This window comes from Pseudomonas sp. FSL R10-0056 (genome assembly GCF_009600105.1).
Lineage (GTDB): Bacteria > Pseudomonadota > Gammaproteobacteria > Pseudomonadales > Pseudomonadaceae > Aquipseudomonas > Aquipseudomonas bubulae.
On the sequence record NZ_WIWL01000111.1, the window covers coordinates 49,047 to 67,059 of the forward strand.

Sequence of the window (18,013 nt, forward strand, 5' to 3'; positions counted from 1 at the left end):
AGATGCAATGAAATGCCTGAGTCCCGGGCTTAACTCTTGTGCCAGCGGAACATTAAGGTGGCTGCGGTGAGAAACAACGTGGTCCAGCCTGCCATGGCCAACAAGGGCAGCCACAGCGAAGGCAAGGGCGCTCCTTCGAGCAGCACTTGGCGCAGTACAGAGACAAACTGGTTGATCGGAATCACCGAGAGAATGCTTTTGATCCAGGCTGGCGCATCGTTCAACGGGATGGTCAGGTTGCCGAAGAACAGGGCCGGGTAATGGATCAGATGGCACAGCAATTCGGTTTCCTTGACCGAGGAGGTGCGACTGGCCAGCAGGGTGCCGAGGCTCAGCAACATGGCGCCGCCCAGCAGAATGACCGGCAACGCACGCATGGACTGCACGCTCCACAGCGAGATATCAATGCCGTACCCGTACCGCGCCACCAGCAGCAAGGTGCCGACAGAAATCAGCATCATGAGCACCCGCGACACGAGAATAGAGGCCAGAAAGACCAGCTTCGGCACTGGAAAGCAGGCGTAGATCTTGAGTGCATTATGTTCACGCAAGCTGGCAATCGATAAGGCGGTGGACATGATGCCGAGTGACATCAAACAGATGACCAGAATGCCGGTTGTAAAGAACTGGCCGTAGTCGAAGGGCTTGGCACCGGAGGCCGTATCCTCGAAACGCACCAGGTCTGTCGAGACGATGCCGCGTCTGGCCGCTGAACACCTGACCGCGGCGATCTCGATCACGCGCGCTGCGGCGCGTACCGCCAGCTGACCCTTGAAGTCATAGTGCACCTGCAACGGTTCGTCGCCGGCCGCAAAGACGATGCGTACCGTATCTGCTGCGATGGGGGCAGTGCTGCTGACGGTTGAAAAATTGGCCTTTACCGGATCTCCACCCGCAAATGCTTGCTGGATCGCCGACTGGCAACGGGTGTCCGAACTGGCCTGGGCGTCAGCCTCCAGAAACTGGATATTCACCGTGCCGAGTGAACCAGGATGACCGAAAGCCATCAGCATCACGGTCAACAGCAGGATGGGAAAGGCCAGCGCCCAGAACAGCGCCGACTTGCTGCGAAAAAACCCCAGCAGCTCGTTGCGCGTCAATATCGCCAGTATGCTAAACATCCTGTTCTCCCTGGGCGCAGAGGTGCAACATGTCGCGGTAATGGGTGGGGCCGAACTCAAAGTGCTGGAACGCAACATTGCCAATCAGGCGGCGTATCGACTGATCCAGTTCTTGCGTGCCATAGACGCTGATTTCAGTGTTTGATGGCCTCGACAGCCGCAACGTGGCGCTTTCGCGTTCCAGCTGGCGATAGATGGCGTTGATATGATCACTGTCGTCCAGCTGCAGATAGGCATGGAAGGCACCGACCAGGCGGTTCTTCAATGCTTCTTTATCGCCTCGATACTTAACGCCGCCGTTGCACACCCACACCACATCGCTTGCGGCATCCAGCTCTTCCTCCGAGTGGCAAATCATGATGATGGTCAAGTCGGCCAGGTCGTAGCGCAGCAGGTGTGCGACGCGCTCGATATACGCGCGGTCGAGCCCGGTAAACGGTTCGTCAAGGATTGCGATTTCCGGGTGGTGTGCCAGCGCCACGAACAAATCGAGCCGCTGTTTCTGGCCGCGTGACAGTGCCCGATAGGGCAGTGTGCGCAGCGCTTCGATATCCAGTGCCTGCGCCACCTGCGGGTCTTGCTTGCCGTACAGGGCCTGATGCAAATCGAGGATTTCCCTGACATTCGACGAGTCTTCATATTCGACCCGCTGCAATTGCACCCCCAACCGCTTGCGGTGCCGGGTGCTTTGCAGAAAACGCGACGCCGCAACCCCCAGAATCTGCGCTTCTTCCAGATGCGCCTGACGGAAGCCGAGCAAGGCTTCGATCAGGGTAGTTTTGCCAGCACCATTGGGGCCAATGATGGCGGTATGTCGACCGCGCCGGAACTGCAGATCGCGGACCTCGAAGTGGAAACTGCCAGCGCTGACCCGGATCAGTTTGGCCGCTGCCGCATAGGGTTCATCAGTGCGCGTAGGTGCCAACTGCACCTCACGGTGCAGGGTAGGTTCGGACAGCCCGTGTGTTTCGTCCGTCAGCAGGATTTGACTGTTCATGTTCAATCGAACAACGCGACTTGGACATCGCGTTTGCCTTTGTAGGGATTGCGGCCATGGGCGACGGCAATGTTATCGATCAACAACATGTCACCGCTGTGCCAGGGAAACGCAATTTCCTGCGCCTCCAAGGCGTCGTATATCGGCGCGATTTCATCCTCCGAGATCGGCGAGCCGTCGCCCAGCCGCACATCGTAAGGGCGTGCCGGTTTGTCCTGATAGGCGTGCTGAATGTAGGCGTAGCCCGGCTTGCCGAGGGAGCGGGCGTTGTTGTGTTGGGTCGACAGTTGATTGAACCAGATCGCTTCGCCGGTCAGCGGATGTTTCAACATGGCATCACCGGTATGCGAGACCGTGATGCTGCCATCGTCGAGCCACTGGTAATCGAGGTGGGTATCGCGGCACAGCTGTTCCACCTGCTGCGGATCATCGGTCAGGAACGCTTCATCCCAGGGGCGGTGGTATTCGCGCATATGGGTGTTACGCGGTTCATTCTCGGGTGTGCTGGGGGCACGGAAGTTGCGCAAGTACTGGATGCGCGCGGCGCTGAGGCGTTCGATCAATGACGGTGACAGGCGACGCGTGACGGCTCGCATATCACACAGTATGGTTTCGCCGCCTTGGTCAGAGGGCTGTTTGCAAAAGAAAGCCAGTTTCTGTGGATAGTGCGCCATGTAGGCCTTTTCCTGATGCAGACCGATTTTCAGGGTGGCCGGGATGCGTGTCGATTCGTAGACTCTGCCTTCGATGTTCTTGCGTGGCGTGGCGCCGCCGATATAACCGAACGCATGCTCAGGATAGTGTTGCGCAATGGCCTGGAAGTCCGCGTTTTCGCGCAATGGAAAACCACGGAACAACAGGCAACCGAACTCCAGCAGCATGCTGTCAAAGATTGCCTGGTGCTGGCGATACCACGTCGTAAAAGCCTCGCGGTCATCGCTTAGCGTACTGTCGACAGGCGTTATGACGAGCGGCATGTGCTCCGGCGACAGAAAGCCACACTGTATCCGCGAGCCGCCCAGCATTTCGTTAAAGTGCTCAACCCTATCTAAACGATGATCCATAGCCTTTTCCCCGACGAGTTGCGTATCAAGCCAGCAAAGGCTTTTTGATAAGGATTTCGAAACCCAGTGCGCCCATGCCGGAACTTGGGCTGGTCACTACCGTGCAATGGTCCAGACCCGCTTCGATGACCAGTGCGCGTGCTTCTTCCAGGGTGACTTTTTCTTCAACGTGGGTCGGTGGATAACCCACTGAAGCGCGCATTTGAGTGAACTTCTCCAGCAAGTCGGGGGCGACGTCGCGGCGCATGTCGTGCACCAGGCCAACCCCGCCCGGCTGCAGTACGCGATACATCTCCGTCAGGCTTTTCAGCTTGTCCGGCAAGTGATGCAAGGTGGCACGGCTGACCGCCATGGTCAGGCTGTTGTCGGCGAATGGCAGGTCCAGAGCATCGCCCACCTTGAGTTCGATGGTATCGCTCAGGCCTAGCGCTTCGATGCGCGGTCGGCCTCCTTCGAGCATGGTTTCGTCCAGATCCAGGCCGATGAAATGCCAGCCTTTCAAAACCGGGTCGGCCGCCAGACGCACCGGGACCACGACGGTGGCGGTGCCGATATCGACCAGGGCGCCCGGCGGCAAGTCGCGGGCAATCTGGCGGATGCGGGTGACGAACAACACATCCCAGGGTTCCAGTGCTTGCGAGGCAAAGCGGTCGTACTCGTCAGCAGGGCGTAGATTTTTCAATAACATGGATACGTTCTCGTCTTGGTTAGCGTTAGAAGAAGATTCAGCGTTGAACTAGCCAGTGCGTGTGGCTCATTTCTTGTCTTACAGCCACCCCACTGGAACGGTGGCCAACAACTTGCGCGCGGCTTTGCTGTTGACACCGAAAGCAGGGCGATCGCGCCGCTCGATGGCATGCGCGACCATGGCCGCCACCCGGCCACAGAGCCCCAGGCCGACACCCCAACGGGCTTGGGTCACGCCGAGATCGAGCAGGGCTGCGGCGGTGATGAAGTCAATATTCGGACGTAGGCCTTTGCGCTCCAGAACGTGGGCACAAACAACGTCGTAAATCTCCAGATAGCGCCCCCCGAAACCCCACTGGGAAAACAGGGCCCTGATGTGCGGCGGTCGTGGGTCCTGCACAAACAGCGGATGGCCAAAGCCAAACAACAGGTTGCCCGGCTGATCCAGCGCAAGGTCGACCGCTTGCCGTATGTCAGCAGGGCTGGCTTGCGCACTGATGGTCTTGAGCCAGGTCATCGCTTCTTCTGCTGCGCCGACATGGTTCGGTCCGCTGGCCATGAAACCGGCCGCCACGGCCTGGGCAAGGGTGACACCGGTGCCGATGGCGGTACGGGGTACCAGCACCGTCGGCGTGATGTAGCCGAAACCGGCGTGCCAGGCCACCAGCAGGGCATCAACGACACGAATGGCTAATGGGTCGATATCGGTCGCGCCCATTGCCGTCAATACGACCTCGGCGTGATGCGTCGATGCTGCGCCGGGGGCGCTATAACCGAGCGCCGTTTGCAGAAAGTGCGGCGTTGAAGCAACGCTGACCAGGCCCTCGATAAAATCCTGATGCGTAGGCAAGTCGCGAACGGTGGCTTCGATCAGGACAATATGTTCCAGCGCTGCCAGATCACCGAGAAGGCCGCAGGCGGCGGCCTGAACGATGCCGGCACCGCTGTCGGCCACGGCTTCGATGCCACGTCGATAGGCAGGCTCCGCCGACAGGTGGCTGGCAATACGTACCAGAAGGGCGTCAACGGCCTGGCTCTCAGCAGGGGTCGGCAGGCTGCCAAACCACGCCAGCCATAGCGCTGTGGGGAAGTCGACAATGCCGATGAGGTCATTGAGGTTGCGACCCCTGACCCACAGCCCTTCATTAGGCTCAATCGTGGCGCCGTCGATATTGGTGCCGCGATACAGGGTGCGTGGTCCGCCAAACAGGCTCTGCGGCGGCGTGGGTATCAGCGGCTCGGCTTGTACCAGTTCATCAAGCGCAATGCCGCAGTGGGCGACCAGCAGGTTTTCTATTGTGTGTGCGTGTTGCGTGACCGTCGGCAGGATGTTGGCGAAAAAATAATGGGCGGTTTTGACCTTGCCACGGTAAAAAGCGGCTTCTTCGGCACTCAGTGGCTCGCGCAACTGACGCTCGGCCAGGCAGGCCGATTCAAGCAAGACCCAGGCGCTGGCGGTGAGACCGAGCATTTCCAGGAAGCGGGTATAGAACTGGCTGGTTTCGTGTGTGCGGCCTTCACGCACGTGCTCATTGATACGTGTCAGCGCCTGCTCCACGGCAACCATGGCGTTTTCCAGCGCCGGGAATTGGTCGTGCAGCTCAGAACCGACACCCGTTGTGTTGTTCAAGAAGGCATCCAGCTCTTCGCGCAGAAACTTGATCAGGCGTGAGTTCCTGCCAAAACCGAGCTTGTCGCGCACCAGGTCCTGGGACTGGATGTAGTTGGTCCCTTCCCAGATCGACAGGATTTTCACATCGCGCGCATTTTGCTCGACAGGGTAAGCATCGGTGTAGCCGATACCGCCATGCACTTGTATCGCCAGTTCGCAGATTTTCCAGGCCTGGTCCGAGACGAATGCCTTGCACACCGGCGTGAACAGCAGCACCAGCTTGCGGTATTTTTCGACCTGGGCTTCGTCCAGTACCGGCTCGGCTTCCAGGGCAAATGCCTGGGTCGATGCGCCGGTCAACTTACCGAGCAGGCCACGGCAACCTTCTACCCGGGCCTTCATTTCCAGCAGCATGCGCTGCACGTCGGCGTGTTCGATGATGGCCACAGGCGGGGCGCTGGCATCGGAGGTGCGACTGATTGCACGGCCCTGGAACCGTTTGCCGGCGAAATCGACTGAATGCAGATAAGCGCTGGAAGCCAGGCCCAAGCCGATAATTGCCGTGCTCATACGGGCCTGGTTCATCAAGGGCACCAGTTGCAGCAATCCGGCATTCTTGCGGTCGCCCAGCAGTACGGCGCGGGTGGTGCCGGTTCGACCAAACACCAGTTGGGTATTGGCGCAGCCCTTCAATCCCATCTTGCGCAGCAATGAAGTGCACTCGACATGGTTGTCTTCCAGCTCGCCCGTTTCGGGATTAGGCCAGAAGCGCGGCACCAGCAGGCAGGACAGCGAGTAGGAGGTCGAGGTGGTGGTATTGATGCGGCCCAGGACAAAGTAAACGGTGTTTTCGGTCAGCGTATGCATGCCCGCCGAGATGTAGACCTTTTCGCCGCTGACGGCGTATTCGCCGTTTTCAAGGGGTTTTGCGACAGTGGTGACCGCTGTCAGGTCGCTGCCGGCCTGCTGCTCGGTGGCGCAGAAACAAGCGTCCCAGTCGTAGCGCTGAAGCTTGCGCAGGTACGTTGCCTTTTGCGCTGCGGTAGCGTGCAGCTTCAACAGCTTGATGGCCGGAAAATTGAAGCCGCCATAGGTCATGAACGCCGGATTGGCGCCCATGAACATTTCCTGGATGGTTTGCCGGATCAGGGGTGGCAAGGCCGGTTGCTGGGATTCGCTGTCGATGCCCAGCACCTGAATCCACTCTTCCTTATAGCGCTGCCAGAGTCCGTGGAACTCTTTGGGGATTTCGACCTTGCCGTTTTCCAGCAAGTGGCATTCCTGTCGGTCGGAGGCTTGATAGGCCTTGCCTAACTCATAAGCGAACGCCCTGGCGCGCTCCAGCAAGGCATCGTAGTAGGTACGATTTTTGTCGTTGAACGGCGCCCGTGTGAGAAAATTCTGGTCGGTTTTATGCAGTTCCCACAAAAAAAAGCGAAGCTCACGCAGGCTGACTTTATAAGCAGACATAGGTTTTCCTGATTAATAAGCGGTGTGTATCTGGGTTCAGGCGCCAGCCTGGATCTCGGCCACAATGGCGCCAGCGGTGCCGCACAACGCCGCATCCCAAAGCAGGGCGGTGGCTGTTTTACCCTGAGGCAGGGTGGCGCGCAGGCGCATAAGCGACAGCAAGGGGGCCGCGCTCGAGTGGTGCGCGCGGGCACCGAGTTCGAAATGTCGCTCTTGTGCAATGCCCAGTTCGCGACTGACGCCCAAGGTGAAGCTGTCGCTGAATCCGGCCGGTAATACCCAATCGATATCACTGGCTTTCAGGCCGGAACGTTCGATTGCCGTTTGCGCTGCGTTCACCGCCATCGGATGCAGGCGCTCAGCCAGAGCGGCAGGGGTCAGCCCCCAGGGGTTGTCAATGGCCGCGCCATAGTGCACCGCCGAGGCGCGTATCGCCCCCCAGCCAGGCGTCGTCTGAGCGTCGCCATCGAGCAAGATGGCGGCTGCGCCGTCGCCGTACACAACCAGATCCCCCCATGCGCGAAAGAAGGGGTAGAGCCACTTATCGGACGCCACCAGCAGCACCTTGCCGCCTAGACTGACCAGCGCTTCGATCATGGTCAGTGCGTTGAACACGCCGGCAGTGCCCGATTGGCCGATGGCGAACGGCAACGCGTTGGGCAAGCCCAGTGCATGCTGGATACGGCCTGCGACCGACTCATTAATGCGTTGGTTAAGGGCGCTATTGGTCACCACAATGTGGGTCACCTGTACCAGCGTTTCTGCCGGAACCTGTTGACGCAATCGCGTGACCGCTTCCAGTGCCAGGTCGGCGCAGCTTTGCAAGGGGGGCGCTACCGGCAGGGCGATGCTCGCCGTGGGAAGCAGTCGACGCTCTTCTTCGGCGTCGATCCTGCCTTTGCCACGAGGCATGGAAAAGACCGCCGACTTGTACAACAGATGGCCATAGCCGATGTTTTTTTCCTGAGCTTGTACCGCCCGGAAAGGGGTCGTATCGGGGACGTGAGAAGCGATAGCGCGGATTCGAAGCATGAGGCTATTCCGTGACCGTAAGTGAGGTGGAGAAAAACTCGGAAAACTGCTGCTTCAGCTGCTTTCGGTCGATCTTGCCGTTCGGATTGCGCGGTAAAGGCGAGTCATGGAAGGACACATGCAACGGCACCATATAGGTCGGCAGTTTGTCCCGGCACAGCTTGATCAGTGCCTGGGCGCTGGTTTGTATCTGCGGATGGGCGAACAGGCTGATGATGATGGCTTCGCCCTGTTGCGGATGCGGTACACCAAACGCTGCCGCCTCGGTCACGTCATCCACGGCAAAGAGGATTTCTTCGACTTCGGTGGGGCTGACGCGATAACCGGAGGTCTTGATCATGTCGTCGCTGCGCGCAACGAAATACAGATAATCGTCGCTGTCGCGGTAGACGATATCGCCCGACCAGACCGCTGTTTCGGTACGCGAAATCTGCTGGTCCGGGTGTAACCAGGGACGAAAGCGTTGAGCGGTCAGTTCTGGATCATTCCAGTACCCGAGCGTGACGAACGCCCCGCGGTGCACCAATTCACCGTGCTCTCCAGCGGCACATTCGCTGCCGTCCTGGCGCATCACGCGAATATCAGCATTGGGGACCGCCTTGCCGATGGAGTCGGGTCGTGTGACGGCCGCTTCCGGCGCCAGGTAGGTGGAGCGGAAAGCCTCGGTCAAGCCGTACATCAGGTAGGGCAGCGCATTGGGAAATGCGGTTTTGAGTTTTTCCAGCAAAGGCGGTGGCATATGCCCGCCGGTATTGGCGAAGCAGCGAATGCGAGCGCCGGCAGGCTGCGGCCATTGCACTGACGCCAGTTGCATCCACAGTGGCGGCACGCCGGTAATCACGGTGACGCCATGGGCTTCACAGAACGTCGGGACTTCGCCCGCTTGCAGGAAATCCAGCGGGGCGTAGCAAGCACCGCTGACCAGCGCCGTGGTCAGCTGACTGAACCCGGCATCGAAGCTCAGCGGCAATACGCCCAGGATGACGTCATCGGCCCGCAAGCGCAGATAGTGAGCGACGCTATAGGCGCCAGACACCAGGTTACGTTGCGACAGCACCACGCCTTTGGGCCGTCCCGTAGAGCCGGAGGTGTACAAAATGGCCGCAGGATCACTGTCTGTGACGGCGGCGTATGCGTTGAAAAACGCCGCATCGGTCAGCGTGTTCAGGGTCTCGGACTGTAGTTTTTCCAGTTGCCAGGTATCGAGTTCGATGTCATTCAACGCCGCCTCGATGCGTCTTAGGCGTGCCCCCGTACTGATGAGCAAGCGTGCACCGCTGTCCAGCAGGATATGGCGTACCTGTTGCTCTTTGAGCTGAGGATTGATGGGCACCAGGATCGCACCCCGGGCATTGATTGCCAGGAACATGACGACGGTTTCGTACTGCTTGCCCGTATAGACAGCGACGCGTTCGCCCGCTTGCACGCCGCTATCGGCCAGCCTCTTTGCCGCCAGGCGCACGTCCTCCAGCAATTGGGAATAAGTCGCCATCTTTGCGCCTTGCGCGAACGCACGGCGGTCGCCATGGTGTTGGGCGCTGTCTTTCAACAGGTCGTACAAACTGATGTGGGCGGTCATGGTGACGTCCCTAGGATTGGTGGATATAGGTGTGTGCCGGGCTCTGCGAGAGGAAAGCGCTGACGCTGTACGTCTGGTTGTAGGCGCCGCAGTTGTCGAAGATCACCAGATCGCCCACGCTCGGCGGGGCCGACAGTTCATGACTCCAGCCGATCACGTCGGCGCGGCTGCAGGTGCTGCCCACGAACTGGATCGGCAACGGGGGCGCGTCCCCCGGTGCCTGTTGACGCCGCAGCAGGCGCGGCTGCGCGTAGTTCTTCAACATGGATTCAGTTTTGGCCAGCAGGAAGTTGTGGCTCAGGCCACCGTCGCAGACTGCAACGTAGCGCTCACCCAAGGCTTTGACTGAACGTACGCGGGTCACGAAAGTGCCTGCGCCAGCGAAGACGCCGCGCCCGGACTCGTGGACGACCTTGAAGTCTTTTTGCAGCGGCGCAATGCGCTGGCGATAAGCGTCAAACGTCTGCGCCTGGTTGTTGAAGTGCTCGGAGAAACCGCCGCCGACGTTAAGAAACTCAACCGGCATGCCGGTGAGGCGTGCTACTTGTGGCGCGAATGCAGCGAGCGCATGGGCAAGGGCGGCGGCATCGGCACCCTTGTCATCGATGTGAAAGCTATTGGAGCCCGCAAACGTATGGAGGCCGATGATTGGCACGTTGGCCTGGGCCAATGCAACCGTCGTCAGCAAGGCGTCTTGGCGACTCATGCCGAAGTGGTCCGCCGGGTGTTTGCCCGAGCTGACCAATTGGCCCGCGTTCAAGCGCAAAACCGTTTGCGGCGCGGTCTGTTTGCCGATGACGCGAATCAGTCTCTGCGCCTGCTCCAGGCTGTCGATGATGAACGTGCAGCGTGAGGCCAGGGCCGCGCGCATGAAATCTTCATCCATTGACGGATTGTTTACGTATTTGGGGGTGTTGATGCGACCCGCCACAATATCGAGTTCGCCCAGGCTGGCCAGCTCCACACCGTCGATGAAGGCATGGCCGCAGCGGATTAACAAATCCAGGTTTGGATTGGCCTTGAGCGACACAATCAACGGTGTACCCAGACGCTCGCGTAAATCAGCGTAACGCGCCTGTACGACAGTGGGGTCCAGTACGTAGCAAGGCGTTTTCAGATTCAGCAGCCATTGGTCGGTCGTTGCGTCGTCGCTTCTGACAGGCGCGCAGGCGGTGGTCATGGTCATGTCAATTCACCGGATGAAGGGTCAATGCCGAAAATGAACCGTTGTCCGATTCCGTTATGTTCATCAGGTGCGCCCCGGCATCGACCTTGCTCAAGCCAATATCGGCCAGGTTGATCGCCAGGTCCGAGCCAAAGGAGTGGCCTTTGTTCAGAATGTTGTCGGAGTAGAGCGTGGAGGAGGGAATGGCCATTGCGCCACAGAAGGCTTTCCAGCCAGAGTGGTTGGAGTTGTAAGGCAAAATGCAGGAAAAATCGCTAAGCGCCATGCCACAGTCGGCCACGGCTTCCTTCATGACTTTGCGGGTGTAGTGCCACTCCAGATTGAACATTTCCTTTTTCACCGCGTTGTTGGTCACGGAGCCCAGATACCAGCTGCCGTAATTGCGTACGGCCGTTGCACCGACCCGGTTACGCCGGCTGTTACGGGTCACCAGCAAGCACCCTGCGCCATCACTTAAGATGCTTGCCTGCAACACCCGGAAACGCTCGATAAAGACGCGGTCGGACGACACGATCAGCACCGAGTGCAATTGGCTATGGACATTCATCAAGGCCTTGGCCATCTGAATGGCGACGCTGATCGACGAGCAATTGAGCTGTGCGATCGAGCCGGCCCAGACAGGCTTTATGCCGAATGCAGTGGCCACTTCCATGGGCAGGCTGCGTGGCGCCGGCGGTACGCTGAATAGCCCGGTATGAACATGGATGACCGCACCGATGTCGCTGCCCTTGAAGCCTTGCTCCTCTTGCAGGCGAGCGACAGCGCGCTTGGCCAGCTCGACCTCGTCGATGTCCGGTGATACATGGAAATAACGGCAACCCGCATTGCGGATCATGTCAAAGCGCTCGGCGGGCAACTTATGGTGCTGAGCCCAGTCATTGAGATCCTGGCGTTCGCCGGGTAACTCGTAAGCGGCGGCTTCAATACCGATCGTGAAGGGGGCGGGGCTGTTTGTTGCCGCAGTAGTTGGGGGCGTCATGACTGTATTCCTGTTAAGCCGGCATTGGCATGGCGGCGTAGTCCAGCACTCTGAGCTTTTCAAAGGCATCGCTTACACGGGGCGTCAGCAAACCCATTTCGCGGATGGTCGGCACCAGCCGCCGGAAAATGGAACGGCGCATGGAGTTGGCCACTTCAGAACTCCTGACCAGGTGGCTGCACTCTTTTTTGGATAAGCCCATCGGCTCCCATATGTCGTCGGCGCACAGGTGTTCGTACAAGGTATAAGCACCTTCAACCACAAACTCTTCGCGCTCCTTGCGTTCAGTTCCGCTCATTTCCTTGTACACACTGCCCAGCGTGATGCGGCCAATGGCGAAATGGCGCGCCTCATCGCGCTGAATGCGCGTCATCAGGTCTTTGATAAAAGGGTCTTTGGTGTAGGCGACCATGCTTTGAAACAGTGACAGCGCAATGCCCTCCACCAGCACTTGCATGCCGAGGTTGGTCATATCGAGTTTGCTGGTGGTAATGGTGTCTTCCAGCAGGCCTTTGAGCGCCTTGCTCATGGGGTAGCTGATGGGCAGCTTGTTATTCACCAGGCGCCCGAATGCTTCAATATGACGGGCTTCATCGATGATTTGCCCGGCAGCACAGAGGCGAGCCGAGAGGCTTTCTTCTGCCACCGCCAGTTTCGATGCGCAAATCAGGGCAGCCTGTTCACCGTGCAGTACCTGTGACAGGGTCCAGCCTTGCGAGTGATGGCGAATTTCGGCGCGGTTTTTTTCATTCATTTTGTTCCAGACATCGGTGCCGTAGATCAGCAGTGTGCCGTCCGGCATGCCCAGTGGATTGTCCGGGTTGAGCTCGTAGCTCCAATCGATGTCGGTATTGACATCCCACTGGTTGGCCTTGGTTTTCTGATACAGCGCATTCAAGCTGTCATTGCTGAAATCGTAGGTCTGAGACATGTAAGCCTCGACCGAGAAATTCCACTTGATCGGCTCGCCATCATCCAATGTCGGTTTGTGCTCTGTTTGCATGATCACACCTGTACGTGCGTGCATTTCGGTTGAGAGGTGGTGAACGGCTCATGCACAGGAGATGTGTGCACCTGTGCCGCGAAGTAGTCCAGGTCGGGTAAGAACCACTCGGTGATGGCTGGCGTTTGCGCGGTATTCCAGGCTGCGATGTGCAGGAGGTTATCGCCGCCGTCCCACAGGTCGCGGCGAATCTGTTCGGCGCTGATCCAGACCACCGGCGTCTGTAGCTGGCGCGCCCAGAACAAGGCTTCGTTCCATAAATGGGCGCCCATCGTCACGCGTGGATCGAGCAGGTTTTTTGGCAACGCAAGGTCGATGGAAGGCATGCGTACCTGCGCCAGGAGAAGCGTCTGCTCACCGCAGCTGTCCCAAATGTACTGGGCCAGCGTGGACAGCAGGGTGTAGTACTGCTGGTTGTTGACCAGCACAGGCGCGGGATTGTCGTGTGCGTACACACTTCGGCGTGCATAGTCTTGCGTTTCGAGCAGTGGCAGGTTGCGAGCCGAACAAGGGATCGCCAGGTTGTAATCGGGGTTACGCTGCAACAGCAGGGAACAGGTTTGCGCGCTCTTCACATTTCACCTTCCAATGCATAGTGCAGATCAGGCGCGAGGGTTATCTGGGCAATCGAAAAATAGCCGTTCATTGCCAGCGAAGAAACGATGTAATCGCTACCCGTGTGCGCGGAACCCGCGCCCAGCTCCCCCAATAGCGAAAGCCAGGGGTCGCTGCCGAATGAATGGCCAAATCGTTGATAATGGTCGGCGTGCACAGAAGAAGTGTCGAAGCACTTGAACAGCGCGCGGCGCGACATCTCTGGAAAAAACGGTACTGCAATGCCTAGACCTGGCCGGCTTTCGGTGAAACTGCGCAGGTTTCGTCCTAATTGCAGCAGCGCATTAGCCTGGCTTGAAGTGCCGATGACCAGCATGTTTTTGGCCTCTGGAATCACGTCAATCACTAACGTGCAGATGCCAAAACCGGAATTCCCCCAGCGGTTGTTGCCTAACCAGTAAGTAAAATTGTGGATATCGGTATCGACAATCTGCAGTAACAGCCTGCGACGACCGCTGAACTGAGCCTTCCCCTGGATATATCGCAGGATGAAACCCCAGCCCGTGCATTCATAGGCGTTGGTGACCCAGTCAGGACGGCGCCCATACTGGGTGGCTATCGCCTCCTGGAAATAGCCTGCATGTGGCGAACCGTCTGCCAAAAATTGTGACAGCACGGTAGAGCTCACCACGTAATCGTCGATAGGGCCTGCGTCGCTTGCATAGCGGCAAGCCTCATCGCCTACCCGCTGCCCCAATGCCAACGCTGCATCCTCCAGGCTGACCTGGTGCGATACAAAGGGCGTTTCTGTGCGTCGGTAAGCTAGCGTATGGACCCTGAAAGCCGGAACGGTGCCAAGCGACGGCGTTGATGCAAAGGGCTGCGAGTTCGACATGTTGAGCTTCTGGTATGAGGGTGGCTGGCGATCAGGCGACTTGTTGCTGCTGCAACTGCGAGTCGATTTGCTCCAGAGTGGTGTACTGCGTGATATTGAGTTGTTCAGGGTCAATCGATCCGTAGAGCTGTTCGCAATAGACGATCAGCTCAACCACGTTGAGTGAATCGATACCCAGTTCGCCCAAACCGACATGGGTATCGACGGATTCGATATTGAGAATCTTGGCGGCTTCTTTCTTCAGAAGTTCCAGCGTGTTGAGGGTTTCAGTCGTCATTGGTGCATCTCCTGGGGTTAAAGCGGATTAAAGTGAGTCGGATACGGGCTTGGCTACGCGCATGCTTGCGCGCAATTCGTGATAACAGCGGTAAGAGCTGCCTTCCATTTTGGTAAACGCCAACAGGTCACGCTGGTCGAGAAAACTCGGTACGGCAGAGCGGCTGACCAGATGCAAAAGCAGTTCATTGGAGGCGAATTTCAGTGCCAGCACGCGGTGCACGTCTTCGCTCTCATAGCGGTCGGACAGCGTCTTGGTACGGGCGGCGGCAGCGATGAAGTCGCGTGACGCGCGTTCGTCGGGTGTCAGTTCGAGGCGGCCCTGACTTGCCAGCCAGTCAACATGGGCCATCAGTGCGCGCACCAGGAAAGGCCGTACCGTCGTCAGGTATTTATTGAGTACCGCAGGGCCGCCCACTTTCAGACGATCTTCCTGGGAAACCTGCACCGTGCCCTTGACGTTCCCCAACTGCACAACATCGCCGAGAAAGGGCTCGCCGCAGAGGGTTCGCTTGAGGGTCTTGTATTGCTCGGGCCAGACCAGGAAGGCCGAGGGGAAAAACGAGCCCGGCGTGCGGGCGGCAACGATTGCCATGCCATCAAGGTTGGCGTACATGCCCCATACCTTGTCGATATGCAGCTTGAAACCATCCCCTTCAGGCTGGGCGACAGTGCGCCAGCTAGTGAGGGTAGGGCCGCCGGCATCACTCATCAGAAAACGCAGGGCACTGCCCGCATCAATGCTGGCGCGCGCCCGTTCGTATTGATCCGGCGTCAGGAACAGCGAAAACAAATGGGCGAAGTTCTGCATGAACGATCGGTAGTGCAACGCCAGACCGTCTTGCTGAATGCGCTCCAGAATATGTTCCAAGTCATGGCTCGGCTGCGACAGGGCCACCGAGGGGCGGTTTAATTGCTCGGCAGGCTCATAGTCTTGCGGTGTCTGCGAAATCAACATATCTGAATCCATCAGTCGCACTGAAGCGCGCGAAATAATATGGATCAAGTGAGCAGGCAGTTCGCCGTATGTCGATAAGCGATGAAGAACCGGTTGTGCACACACATTCAATAATGAATGGCGTGACGAAGCCGTATCCCCACCTTGCGTCAAAGTGTGCATAGTGTGTGATCCAGTATTTGAAAGTTGCAGTGCTTCAGTGTGTCGATGTTATTGGCGTGGTTGTAGATTAACTAACAAGCTGTTCGCGATCGGCCTTGTCTTTGTTGTCCAGTACGGTTTGCAGATAAATAGTTCGGCATTCCAAGCGCTTGAGTTTGTTGCTGGTCGTACGTGGCAAACTTCCGGGTAGCACGAATGTAATGGCGTGGGCACCAAATCCGAACTTCTCACGCAATTGGTTTTGAAGTTGGGTGCGCAGTTCGATAGGGTTATGCTTCGTTTCAAGCTCGATCAGAATCGCCAGGCTCTCGGTTCTCTGTGTCTCGTCGTAGATACCGAAGGCCGCTATTGCATTACCCCCGCTGGCCAATAAAGGGTGTGAGGCAATGACGTCTTCAATTTCATGGGGGAAATAATTACTGCCACGGATAATGATGAGTTCTTTCTTGCGGCCGAGTACAAACAAGTGCTCATCCACGCGATAACCTATATCCCCGGTCGCAAACCAGTCGCCGCTCTGGTAGTGCTCGGTCTGGCCTTCGGCGGGTAAATAGCCGGACATGACCGAAGAACCACGTATGAAAATTTCGCCCACTTCGCGGTCCTTGGCGTCGGAACTGTCCAAAGCCCTTACCGCCACTTGCATCCCGTCAATCGGCCGGCCCATCGACAGTACGGTTTCTACCCGCCGACTGTTATCGTCGGCGCGGCGTGCCTGCCAATGATCGATTACCGCGCCGGAGTCGATACGGTCAGGAATCACGTAGGAGAGCGCCTGCTTGTCGTAATCAAAGGTCGTGTTATGCATGGTCACTGCCAGCGTCGATTCCGCCATGCCGTAGCAGGGTTGCAGCGCAGAACGTGAAAGGCCGTGGGGCGAGAATGTCTGTGCAAACTCCCTCAGGCAGGCTTCATCGACCCTTTCGGCGCCGACAAAGATATTGCGCAACTTGCTCAGATCCACCTCTTTCATTGACGCTTCGCGGTAACGGCGAATGCAATACTGCAGGGCGAAAGTCGGCGCCGCCGTGGTGGTTGCGCCAAAGCTGGACATGCGCTTGAGCCAGCCAAGCGGGTTGCGAATAAAACTGGCCGGCTGCATCAATAGCAGCGGTGCCTGGTAATACAGGTTCGACAGTAGCGTCACCAGGCCCATGTCGTGATGCAGCGGCAGCCAGGACGCAGAGGCGTCGCCGCGTTCGACACTGTAGCCAACAACACCGCCGATACCGCGCACATTGGCGATGACATTGCGATGGCTCAGGATGGCGGCCTTGGGGCGACCGGTCGAGCCCGAGGTCAGTTGCACATGATGGCCGCTGTCAGCCTGGCAGCGTTCCACGCGCACTGGAAACCCTGCGCTGGCAGCGAGGCTCACCTCTGCGCTCGTGACCACGCGTACAGGCAGGTTGGAAAGCAAGCGCTGGAGTGCCGGTGTATTGCTTTCGGATGCGATCAGCAGGCGCGGTGCAAACAACTGACAGGCCACATATATCTGATTGCGCGGTGAGTCTGCCATCAATCTTCCAGGCAGCGCGACGGTGCAAGGCAAGGCGCCAATCAACACGCATCCAGTCAGCAGTAACAAGTGATCGATCGATGCCGGCAGGGCAAGAATAACCAGGTCATTACGAACAACCCCCAGTTCGGTCAGGGCTGAAGAGACCGCCAATGCTTGTTGTGCCAACGCTGCATAGGAAATGCTTTTTTCTTCCCCGTTCTCTTCTATAACAGTAATTTGCCGCAGTGCACTTTGCTGTGGATTATCCAAGGCAGACAAAATAGCATCGATCATTGTTTCCAATTTCCGATCTCCGGGAAGTCAATCAAACAAGTCTGTCAAATATTACAAATTCAATACAACGCTCTAGTGAGCATACAAACCTGTAGTGCCCGGTCTGGCGGACTTTATGGGATGGAACAGTGTTTGTAAATCGGTCGGGTGAAAGTTTCATAATCTTTCATGTTCGTTTGTAGTCGGCGCTATTGCCCGGTTCTAAAGCAAGTTTATAGTTGTTTAAGTGTCTAAACACTTGTTACTCGGCGTCGGATGTTTTGTATTTAAGTCCTGCGCGCAGTCGTTTACTTTTGTAGTACATGTCGACTCTTTAGTTGTGGGAGTGTCTCGAATAAGTCGTTGGTAATGCGGCGTAAACGTGGTCTTCAAGATCACGTATTTCGGCGCTTCCGGCGTATTCTTATAACGGGCGTACTCGTCGTCCAATGAGTACTTTCTCTCCCGGTTTGGTGTTTGCTGCAGTTACGATGCCTGATCTTCGGGTTACACATTTTGTCTAGTGGTGTATTGAATGGCGGCAGTTTCAGGCAAGCCTCAACCGATTATTTCCCGCGCCTGACGTGTCATTGACTACGCTGTACCTGATCGAAATTACAGACGCGCCCTGTCTCGAACCTAATCCCTTCGATACGGTTGGCC

General features: G+C 57.7%; 15 protein-coding genes. All 15 read right to left on the reverse strand.

The window, feature by feature from the left end:
• Positions 1-29: 29 nt before the first annotated feature.
• The 15 genes from GHO42_RS05345 to GHO42_RS05420 all read right to left on the reverse strand — a co-directional run bounded on the left by GHO42_RS05345 (position 30) and on the right by GHO42_RS05420 (position 17,371).
• The gene (locus GHO42_RS05345; RefSeq protein WP_153327384.1) at positions 30-1,121 is read right to left on the reverse strand and encodes an ABC transporter permease; all 1,092 of its coding nucleotides are present in this window, start codon (positions 1,119-1,121) and stop codon (positions 30-32) included.
• Positions 1,114-2,118 (reverse strand): ATP-binding cassette domain-containing protein, encoded by a 1,005-nt coding sequence (locus GHO42_RS05350; RefSeq protein WP_153327382.1) that lies wholly within the window; start codon positions 2,116-2,118, stop codon positions 1,114-1,116. The genes GHO42_RS05345 and GHO42_RS05350 overlap by 8 nt, the downstream gene beginning before the upstream one ends.
• Positions 2,119-2,120: 2 nt before the next feature.
• Entirely contained in the window at positions 2,121-3,095 is a 975-nt protein-coding gene (locus tag GHO42_RS05355) for a TauD/TfdA family dioxygenase (RefSeq protein ID WP_178114897.1), read from the reverse strand.
• A gap of 112 nt (positions 3,096-3,207) precedes the next feature.
• A complete protein-coding gene (locus GHO42_RS05360; protein ID WP_094999489.1) occupies positions 3,208-3,870 on the reverse strand; it encodes a class I SAM-dependent methyltransferase in 663 nt (220 codons plus the stop codon).
• Between the two features lie 78 nt (positions 3,871-3,948).
• Complete coding sequence (locus GHO42_RS25835; protein WP_218575993.1) at positions 3,949-6,951, reverse strand: citrate/2-methylcitrate synthase; 3,003 nt, start codon at positions 6,949-6,951, stop codon at positions 3,949-3,951.
• Positions 6,952-6,987: 36 nt separating this feature from the next.
• Positions 6,988-7,983 (reverse strand): hypothetical protein, encoded by a 996-nt coding sequence (locus tag GHO42_RS05375; protein WP_153327380.1) that lies wholly within the window; start codon positions 7,981-7,983, stop codon positions 6,988-6,990.
• A 4-nt stretch (positions 7,984-7,987) separates the two neighbouring features.
• Positions 7,988-9,562, reverse strand: coding sequence for an acyl-CoA ligase (AMP-forming), exosortase A system-associated (locus tag GHO42_RS05380; RefSeq protein WP_095023476.1), 1,575 nt, complete (start codon positions 9,560-9,562; stop codon positions 7,988-7,990).
• Between the two features lie 10 nt (positions 9,563-9,572).
• Positions 9,573-10,748: an alanine racemase gene (locus tag GHO42_RS05385; RefSeq protein ID WP_153327378.1), complete on the reverse strand. Its 1,176-nt coding sequence runs from the start codon at positions 10,746-10,748 to the stop codon at positions 9,573-9,575.
• Between the two features lies 1 nt (position 10,749).
• Positions 10,750-11,727 (reverse strand): 3-oxoacyl-ACP synthase, encoded by a 978-nt coding sequence (locus tag GHO42_RS05390; protein ID WP_165484547.1) that lies wholly within the window; start codon positions 11,725-11,727, stop codon positions 10,750-10,752.
• Between the two features lie 13 nt (positions 11,728-11,740).
• Positions 11,741-12,730, reverse strand: coding sequence for a ferritin-like domain-containing protein (locus tag GHO42_RS05395; RefSeq protein WP_094999484.1), 990 nt, complete (start codon positions 12,728-12,730; stop codon positions 11,741-11,743).
• A gap of 2 nt (positions 12,731-12,732) precedes the next feature.
• Positions 12,733-13,305, reverse strand: coding sequence for a hypothetical protein (locus GHO42_RS05400; RefSeq protein ID WP_094999483.1), 573 nt, complete (start codon positions 13,303-13,305; stop codon positions 12,733-12,735).
• Positions 13,302-14,180: a hypothetical protein gene (locus tag GHO42_RS25840; RefSeq protein WP_218575994.1), complete on the reverse strand. Its 879-nt coding sequence runs from the start codon at positions 14,178-14,180 to the stop codon at positions 13,302-13,304. The genes GHO42_RS05400 and GHO42_RS25840 overlap by 4 nt, the downstream gene beginning before the upstream one ends.
• 31 nt (positions 14,181-14,211) lie before the next feature.
• On the reverse strand, positions 14,212-14,457 hold the full coding sequence (locus tag GHO42_RS05410) for an acyl carrier protein (protein WP_094999482.1): 246 nt from the start codon (positions 14,455-14,457) through the stop codon (positions 14,212-14,214).
• A gap of 27 nt (positions 14,458-14,484) precedes the next feature.
• Complete coding sequence (locus tag GHO42_RS05415; RefSeq protein ID WP_094999481.1) at positions 14,485-15,414, reverse strand: hypothetical protein; 930 nt, start codon at positions 15,412-15,414, stop codon at positions 14,485-14,487.
• A gap of 229 nt (positions 15,415-15,643) precedes the next feature.
• Positions 15,644-17,371 carry an AMP-binding protein gene (locus GHO42_RS05420; protein ID WP_094999480.1) on the reverse strand — a complete coding sequence of 576 codons (1,728 nt, stop codon included), beginning with the start codon at positions 17,369-17,371 and terminating at the stop codon, positions 15,644-15,646.
• Positions 17,372-18,013: the final 642 nt, after the last annotated feature.